Origin of the sequence: Flavimaricola marinus, from assembly GCF_900184895.1 — a bacterium.
Classification (GTDB): Bacteria; Pseudomonadota; Alphaproteobacteria; order Rhodobacterales; family Rhodobacteraceae; genus Flavimaricola; species Flavimaricola marinus.
Genome location: NZ_FXZK01000031.1, coordinates 1 through 7,017 on the forward strand (window position 1 = coordinate 1; position 7,017 = coordinate 7,017).

6 protein-coding genes are annotated in these 7,017 nt (G+C 58.7%); 1 reads left to right on the plus strand and 5 read right to left on the minus strand.

Annotation, left to right across the window (positions count from 1 at the left end):
• The 5 genes from LOM8899_RS22660 to LOM8899_RS22680 form a co-directional block, all read right to left on the minus strand.
• The coding region (locus tag LOM8899_RS22660; protein WP_245820481.1) for a hypothetical protein at positions 1 to 70 on the minus strand (70 nt) is incomplete at its 3' end.
• A 602-nt stretch (positions 71 to 672) separates the two neighbouring features.
• Positions 673 to 1,461: a hypothetical protein gene (locus LOM8899_RS22665; RefSeq protein WP_245820733.1), complete on the minus strand. Its 789-nt coding sequence runs from the start codon at positions 1,459 to 1,461 to the stop codon at positions 673 to 675.
• Between the two features lie 170 nt (positions 1,462 to 1,631).
• The gene (locus LOM8899_RS22670; protein ID WP_093994497.1) at positions 1,632 to 3,287 is read right to left on the minus strand and encodes an ABC transporter permease; all 1,656 of its coding nucleotides are present in this window, start codon (positions 3,285 to 3,287) and stop codon (positions 1,632 to 1,634) included.
• Positions 3,284 to 4,366 (minus strand): ABC transporter ATP-binding protein, encoded by a 1,083-nt coding sequence (locus LOM8899_RS22675; protein ID WP_093994498.1) that lies wholly within the window; start codon positions 4,364 to 4,366, stop codon positions 3,284 to 3,286. Before LOM8899_RS22675 ends, LOM8899_RS22670 begins: the two co-directional genes overlap by 4 nt.
• A 59-nt stretch (positions 4,367 to 4,425) precedes the next feature.
• Positions 4,426 to 5,409 carry an extracellular solute-binding protein gene (locus LOM8899_RS22680; protein ID WP_093994499.1) on the minus strand — a complete coding sequence of 328 codons (984 nt, stop codon included), beginning with the start codon at positions 5,407 to 5,409 and terminating at the stop codon, positions 4,426 to 4,428.
• Between the two features lie 436 nt (positions 5,410 to 5,845).
• Between LOM8899_RS22680 and LOM8899_RS22685 the strand changes: the two genes are divergently transcribed.
• Complete coding sequence (locus LOM8899_RS22685; protein WP_093994500.1) at positions 5,846 to 6,682, plus strand: EamA family transporter; 837 nt, start codon at positions 5,846 to 5,848, stop codon at positions 6,680 to 6,682.
• Positions 6,683 to 7,017 lie beyond the last annotated feature (335 nt).

A 7,017-nucleotide genomic window follows, 5' to 3' on the forward strand; every position in this document is an offset into this window, starting at 1 on the left:
TGCCCTGGCTGATCCCATAGCGCCTGCACACGTCAGCCGTCTTCTCGCCAGCTTCCTGTTCCTTGATCATCTGAATGATCTGTTCGTCGGTGAATCTCGTCTTCAGTTGTCCGTCCTTCAGTTGGGCAGACTCTACACAAAGCTGGAGGAAATTCAGGGGCTCAGGTCACAAGCAGGATACCAAGTTTAGATGGACTTTCTGGTTAATCTGGCATTCTGAGCGTAAGCCCGTCACCAACATTTGGATGATGAGCTTGGATTAAGCGAGGGCTGGCCTGTTTGGCAATACGATGGCTTCAGCCTTTACCGCCTGTCCCCGATACCCAAGGTCGTCTTCGATCTCATTTAGAACGTGATTGAGCGGTACACATGCATCGAGGTTGAATTTAAAAGGCAGGCTCGCTTCTCCTTCGGCATGCCCATGATTTCCGAATCGTCCCAATCTCCATGTGGCGAGTGAACCAATCGGCTTCCCACACTGCAATACCGCTTTCCTAAACGTCATCAACTATGAGCGTGCAATTGCCGCAAGATCGACTAGTCCCTCTTTTGAATTGAGAAGCCGACTTTTTGCTAAGCCAGTTCCCTAATTCTCGGTGATGTAATCCTTTAGCCGTAGAGATAACCAAAGGTTTAACCCATAACCTGACTGCACACCGGCGCGTGGAGCCGTCAAATTAGAATGACCACGCTGCGGTCGTCGTAGAATTCGGTGCTGGTCGACCCCTTCACAGTGGCGAACTGCTTGGTCTTGTGGAAGTCCGTTGCTTCCGCCGCGTGGAATGTGGCCTCCCATGCTTCGACTGAGATGTCAGTCGGGCAGCAAGGATATCCGTCGGTGTAGAGCTCGATGCTTGTGATGTCCGTCTTCTCGCGTTCGAAATACTGAAGTTCGCCGCCGCGCGGTATCGTGCCATTCATCGTGTCAAAGCAAAGCGGGTTGCCGACCGCGCTCCCGAAGCCGAACTGTGTCTGGATGCCGCCCATGAGAAAGGTCTTCACCAAGTCTGCGAATGCGTGGAGTTGGGTGGCTTCAATGGCTTCCTCGACGATTTCGGCGGCGTGCGCAGGAGTTATCACGCCATCGGCAATCGCCATGTCCAGACCGAGGAAAATCGTCCGACGGGACATCGCTTCGGCTTTGTCGAGGTCGTTGATCTGGCCGATGAAGGTGTTGAACAGAGCGACCCGAGCGACCGTCGACACGTGGTCGATGATCTTTTCCTTGTGATGGACCTCGGTGCCGTTCAGGCGGACGGCGCTGTCGCCAAGCAGCAGGAAGCGCCAAGTTCGACCACAGTCCAATGCCACGGCGATTGTCGTTGATGGTGGAATTGGAAGATCTAGCGGGCCTGTTCGCGCTTTGAGAGCCGACGAAAGGCGGGCGATGATTTGGTCTCCTGTTGCCGTGCGGGCCACGGGATCGAGTGCGATTGCTGTCATCTCGGCCGCGACGGTCATGGCGGCCAATCGTCCGGTCGCTATGCCGTCGACGACCGTGCCGAGCGGGTCGGTGGCACCGTCGAAGACGCCGTATATAACGCCGGGAACCGCAAGGGGCACGTCATCACCCGGAGCGGATCCGTCCCGATATTTCGATCTGTTGAAAAGCTCCAACTGCATCGTCGTCCTCAAATAAACGCGCTGTCACGGTTTTCGGTGAACCTGAAGACGAGGTAGACGCAAACGCCGGTACAAAGCAGTAGCACCGTCGAGAGAGCTGCCGCGAGCCCGAATTCCCCGTCCAAGACCGCGAGGTAAATGGAGACGGGCATCGTAATGGTGCCTGAATCGTAGAGGATCAGGGTTCCGGAGAGCTCGTTGATCGCCGTGATGAAGCCCATGAGCGAACCGACGATAAGCCCCGGAAGGATCAGCGGGATCGTGATCTTGAGAAAGGCGTTGAGCGGCGGTGCACCCAGGTTGATGGCGGCCTCTTCCATAGACGGCTTGATTTGCCGCAAGCTGGATGTGGTCGAGCGAACGCCGTAGGGCAGGCGCCGAATGAAGTAGAGCAGGATCAGTAGCCAGGCCGCGCTCATCCCGCTCATGAAGCCCGTCCGGAAAGTGGCGACGAAGCCGATGGCCATGACCACGCCAGGTATCAGGTATGGGACCATCATCAAGAAGTCGATCGTGCCGGCGGCTGCGGTCTCGCGCCGGACGATGACATAGCTGATGAGGGCGGAGAACATCGTGATCAGGATGACGGCTGCGATGGCGAAGACAAAGCTGTTGGTGATCGCTTCGGGCGCGGTTCGCAGGATACGCCCGTAGCTTTCGAGGCCGTAGCCGCCGACGAAGACCGGTCCATTCGTTTTCAGGAACGACGTGTAGACCACTACGAGCGTAGGCAACATCGCGATCAGGACGACCCCGTGGCAGAAGCTGTGCACAGCGATGTTGCGCCATCCGGTGAGGCGAACCTTCACAGGCAGGTTGGTAAGGCTGCTGGCGTAGCGGCGCTTTGCCAGAATCCGCCTTTGCGCCAAGAGCGCCAACATCGAGATGACGATCATGATCATCGACACGGTCACGGCCATGGTCGGCAATCCGCCAAGTTCGGACCGGTATGCCGCGAAGGCAATGGTGGAGAGCGTCCGAAATCCGCGCCCGAGAATGGCCGGCGTGCCGAAGTCTGCAATCGACAGCACGAAGCAGATGATCGCGCCGGTACTGATGGCCGGAAAGACCAAGGGCAGGGTGATTTTGGTAAAGCACTGCCATGGCGTGCAGCCGAGGTTTCCGGCCGCGTCCTCAAAGGATTTGTTGACCGCCATCAGCGCAGTTTGCGTCATGAGGAAAACAAAGGGGAAGAATTTGAGCGTGAAGACGAGGATGATCCCGTGTGCGCCGTAGATCGTCGGTGTCTCGATGCCGATCGCTTCGAAGAAGTTGGTGATAAAGCCATTGGACCCCAGCATCATGATCCAGGCGTAGGCACCGATGAATGGCGGTGCCACCAAGACCAGTATCGCCAGCGTCGATATCCATGCCCGCCCCCAAAGGTGACAGCGTGCGGTGAAAAAGGCGAGTGGGATACCCAGCAGGCAGGCGCCCAGGGTGCCAAGCACACCGACAAAGAGCGTGTTCTTCAGGCCCTTGAGGTAGTAATTGCGGGTAAACACCTCAACGTAGTTGCCCAACGTCCACTCAAGCGTATCCGCATCGACGAACGACAGCATCAGCACGCGCACGATCGGGAACAGCAACAGCAGGGCAAGGACGGCAAGGATCACGCCTGTGACGACCGTCCAGAAATCGAACCTGCGCAATATGTTGGTCATGCGAAACGTCCGCCTGCGTCGCCGTCGTCGAAAAAGGCGAGATCGCTCCGTTTTACCACGAGCGTCACCGCGCTGCCGGGAGCGAGCGTGATGATTGCAGGGTCGGGCCGGGCCAGCGATTTGACGGTCTCGCCGTGGTCGGTTACCGCGACGACCTCCATCTCGCGCCCGACGAAGCTGACGTCCGAAAGCCTTGCGGGGATTGCGATTTCATCTGCCGTCGGCGCGACCTCGCCCGCTTTGACGGATACGCATTCGGGGCGGACACCGCAGACGAGGTCTTGCGTTGCACCGTCCGCATCCAGGACAGTCGCCCCGCCGGAGCGAAGTGCGAATTGACCGCCAGACCGGTCGAGCGACAGGAAATTGTTCGCGCCCACAAAGGTTGCGACAAACTTGTTGGTAGGGTGCAGGTAGATGTCGAGCGGGCTTGCTGCCTGCTGGATCACGCCTTGATACATCACGCAGACGGTATCCGACATCGCGAGCGCTTCTTCCTGGTCGTGAGTGACGTATACAGTCGTGATCCCGAGGTCGCGCTGGATGCGGCGCAGTTCTGCACGCAGGTCGACCCGCAGCCGCGCATCGAGGTTGGACAGGGGTTCGTCCATCAGAAGAACCTTGGGGCGGATCACGATAGCCCGCGCGAGGCCCACCCGCTGCTGTTGCCCGCCGGAGAGTTCGTGCGGCATCCGCTCGGCGAAAGCGCCAAGTTGCACGACGTCGAGCACATCCTTGACGCGCTTGGTAATCTCCGACGCCGGGACTTTGCGTTGCTTTAGGCCGAAAGCCACGTTTTCGCGCACACTGATATGCGGGAAAATCGCGTAGTCCTGAAAAACCATGCCGACGTCGCGCCGGTGAGCGGGCAATCCTTCGATCGATTGTCCATCGACCGCAATCCGACCGGCGTTTTGGTCATGGAACCCGGCAATCGTGCGCAAGAGCGTGGTCTTTCCGCAACCGGAGGGGCCAAGAAGCGTGAAGAAGGAACCGGACGGGATGGAGATATTGATGTCGGAGAGGGCCACCACATCGCCGTAAAGCTTGCGAAGGCCGGTAATCTCAACAGAAGCCATTCAGTGCACCTGCAAGTATGAGGACGCCGGGCGCAACAGGTCACGCCCGGCAGATTGCATCACTGAACGTCAAGCACCATGTCTTGCCACGCTTCGACGAGACGGGCGCGGTTCTCCGCGGCCCAGGCGCTATCGTAGCCAACCGAGTTCACCTCTGCCAAAGGCAGAAGGGCCGGGTTGGAGTCGACATCGGAGCGCACTGGGCGGCGGCCTTGCTCTGCGACGACGACCTGCGCCTCTTGCGACATCATGAAGTCGAGGAACGCTTTCGCGTTGTCGGCATTCGGGGCACCCGCCACCAGTGCCATCGCATCGGGGGCAATGGCGGTCCCTTCGGACGGATAGACGATTTCAACGGGTCCACCGCCTTCGACGTAGCGCAGGGCAGCGTCCTCGAGCGTCACGCCAACAGCCAATTCGCCGTCGTTGACAAAGCGCGGCACGGCGCCGGAGCTGTCAGAGAGGACAAAGTTCGACAGCATGCCTTCGTAGATGGCCCAGCCTGCCGCTTCGTCTTCAAACGCTTGAAGCACGGTGGCCAACTGAATGTAGGCCGATCCCGAGGCCTCTGCACGAGCGGATGAGACCATTTCGTCGTACATCGGATCGGCAAGAGCCGCCCAACTATCGGGGACCGGTTTGCCGTCGAGCTCGCCTTCGTTGACGATCAAGACCATGACGACGGCGGTGAACGGCGACCACATTTCGCTCTGCTTCATGCCGTCGGCAAGCATGTCGGTCCCTGCTGCGTCATAGGCCTCAAACAGGCTCGGATTGAAGTCGATGACAGTGCCGTCGACGCTCCACAGCACGTCCGCCATGGGGGCGTCGGATTCCGCTGTGAGGCGGTTCAGCAGTTCGCCGGAACCTGCCTTGATGATCTCGACGGACGTACCGGTCTGTTCTTCGAACATCGGCACGAGCGCATCGATGAAGTTTTGTGGCACTGCCGTATAGACTGTTACGCTTCCGTCGGCGGCTGCAATGCTTGCGCTCATGGAGAGCGCGGAGACGATTGATAGTGCTTTGAATGTATTCTTCATATGACCTCCCACAAGTCTTTGGTGCTGGCCAAGTGTCACGGCTTATTCTGTCAAGGATGGCCCGCAGACCGGATGGCACATCAAAAATCCATTTAAGTCAATGCATTGATTCATGCTGCGCCTGCGAGGATGCTGGGCGATCAGGTGGTGTCTCCGTCCCGCCCGCGAGCGACAAACCGACCTAAATGCCGTGGTTGCCCGACTATTTGGCCTGCACTGCGTGCCAATCTGCATTCCCTACAGAACGTGTTGGACAACAGTTGGCTAGAGGCGAGGAGGAACGGTAATGGGTGGAGAATGCTGCGTTACTGCGCCTTCCGCAGATATGGGTCCCTATGCAGGCCGGCCTTGTGCGGGCAACCGACGAAGGGTGGCCTTTATGGCGGTTCGATTTCGTGTCAGGTCTTCTCGCGACATTAATATGTGAGTTTCGAACTTGGCTTCAGCGGTCTTCTTGGCGGTGCTCTTCTCGGCACTTTTGCATGCTGGTTGGAACGCCATCATCAAGGGCGGGCCATCCAAACAGGCTTCGATGTTCCTGCTGTCCCTTGGACATGCCCTGATTGGGATCGCGGTAGCGCTGACGAAGCCCTTCCCGGCCGCCGAAGTCTGGCCGTGGCTGTTGGCCTCCGCCTTGATCCACACGGCCTATCAACTATTCCTCGCGTTCGCCTACGAGCAGGGCGACCTCAGCCGCGTCTATCCCATCTCGCGCGGGGCGGCGCCGATGATCGTTCTGGTCATCAGCATATTCTTCCTGACCGATACGATGGAGTTGATGGATTACTTCGGCGTTTTGGTGCTTGGCCTCGGTATCGCCTTCATGGCGCGGGGTGTCTTTACGAGCGGTGAATCGCGAAGGCTGCTGCCCTACGCGCTGGGCGCGGCTTGTGCCACGGCTGGATACACGATAGCGGACGGTCTCGGCGCACGGGTGGCAGGAGACCCGCTTCAATACGTTGGCTGGTTGATGATGCTTTCAGCTTGCGTCTATGCGCCAGCGGCCATCGCCCTGAGAGGGGCCGCCGTGATCCGCGCCAGCCGAAAGGACTGGGTCTTCGGTCTTTCGGCCGCAGCTGCCAGCTTCGCGGCTTACGTCATCGCGGTCTGGGCGATGACGAATGCGCCTCTGGCGCTTGTCGCCGCGCTGCGTGAGACCTCAATACTATTCGCGGTTCTCTTGGGCTGGTTGCTGTTCGGGGACCGGATGGATCGGGGAAAGCTGATATCCATCGCGCTGATCGTATCGGGCGTAGCCCTGACGCGGCTCTGACCTGCTCCGATGATGACTTCTCGCAAGAATATGAGATGGTTAGAATGCGAGTGTGTTCGACCTGCCATTCACTGCTGATCATTGCGGCGCTGCCGAAAGCCTCCTATGCGCCAATGCATGTACCAACCACTATTCGCAAAAGATCTGATTTAAATCCTCAGAAGGTTGCTGTTATGTCCCAAGTGTCAGGACCCAACAATCGGTTTGGGGCCGCCCGGCCTGCGTGAGTCAAGCTCCCGAACTGACGGGGGTGATGATGAGCAACCTTTTCTGACTGACCGACGAGCAGATTGAGCGGTTGAAGCCGTTCTTTCCGAAGAGCCATGGCAAGCCGC

Excerpts from the sequence above, each read along its gene's own strand:
- LOM8899_RS22665 (WP_245820733.1), bottom strand. The coding sequence starts at position 1,461 with ATGACCGTCGCGGCCGAGATGACAGCAATCGCACTCGATCCCGTGGCC.
- LOM8899_RS22670 (WP_093994497.1), bottom strand. The coding sequence starts at position 3,287 with ATGACCAACATATTGCGCAGGTTCGATTTCTGGACGGTCGTCACAGGC.
- LOM8899_RS22675 (WP_093994498.1), bottom strand. The coding sequence starts at position 4,366 with ATGGCTTCTGTTGAGATTACCGGCCTTCGCAAGCTTTACGGCGATGTG.
- LOM8899_RS22680 (WP_093994499.1), bottom strand. The coding sequence starts at position 5,409 with ATGAAGAATACATTCAAAGCACTATCAATCGTCTCCGCGCTCTCCATG.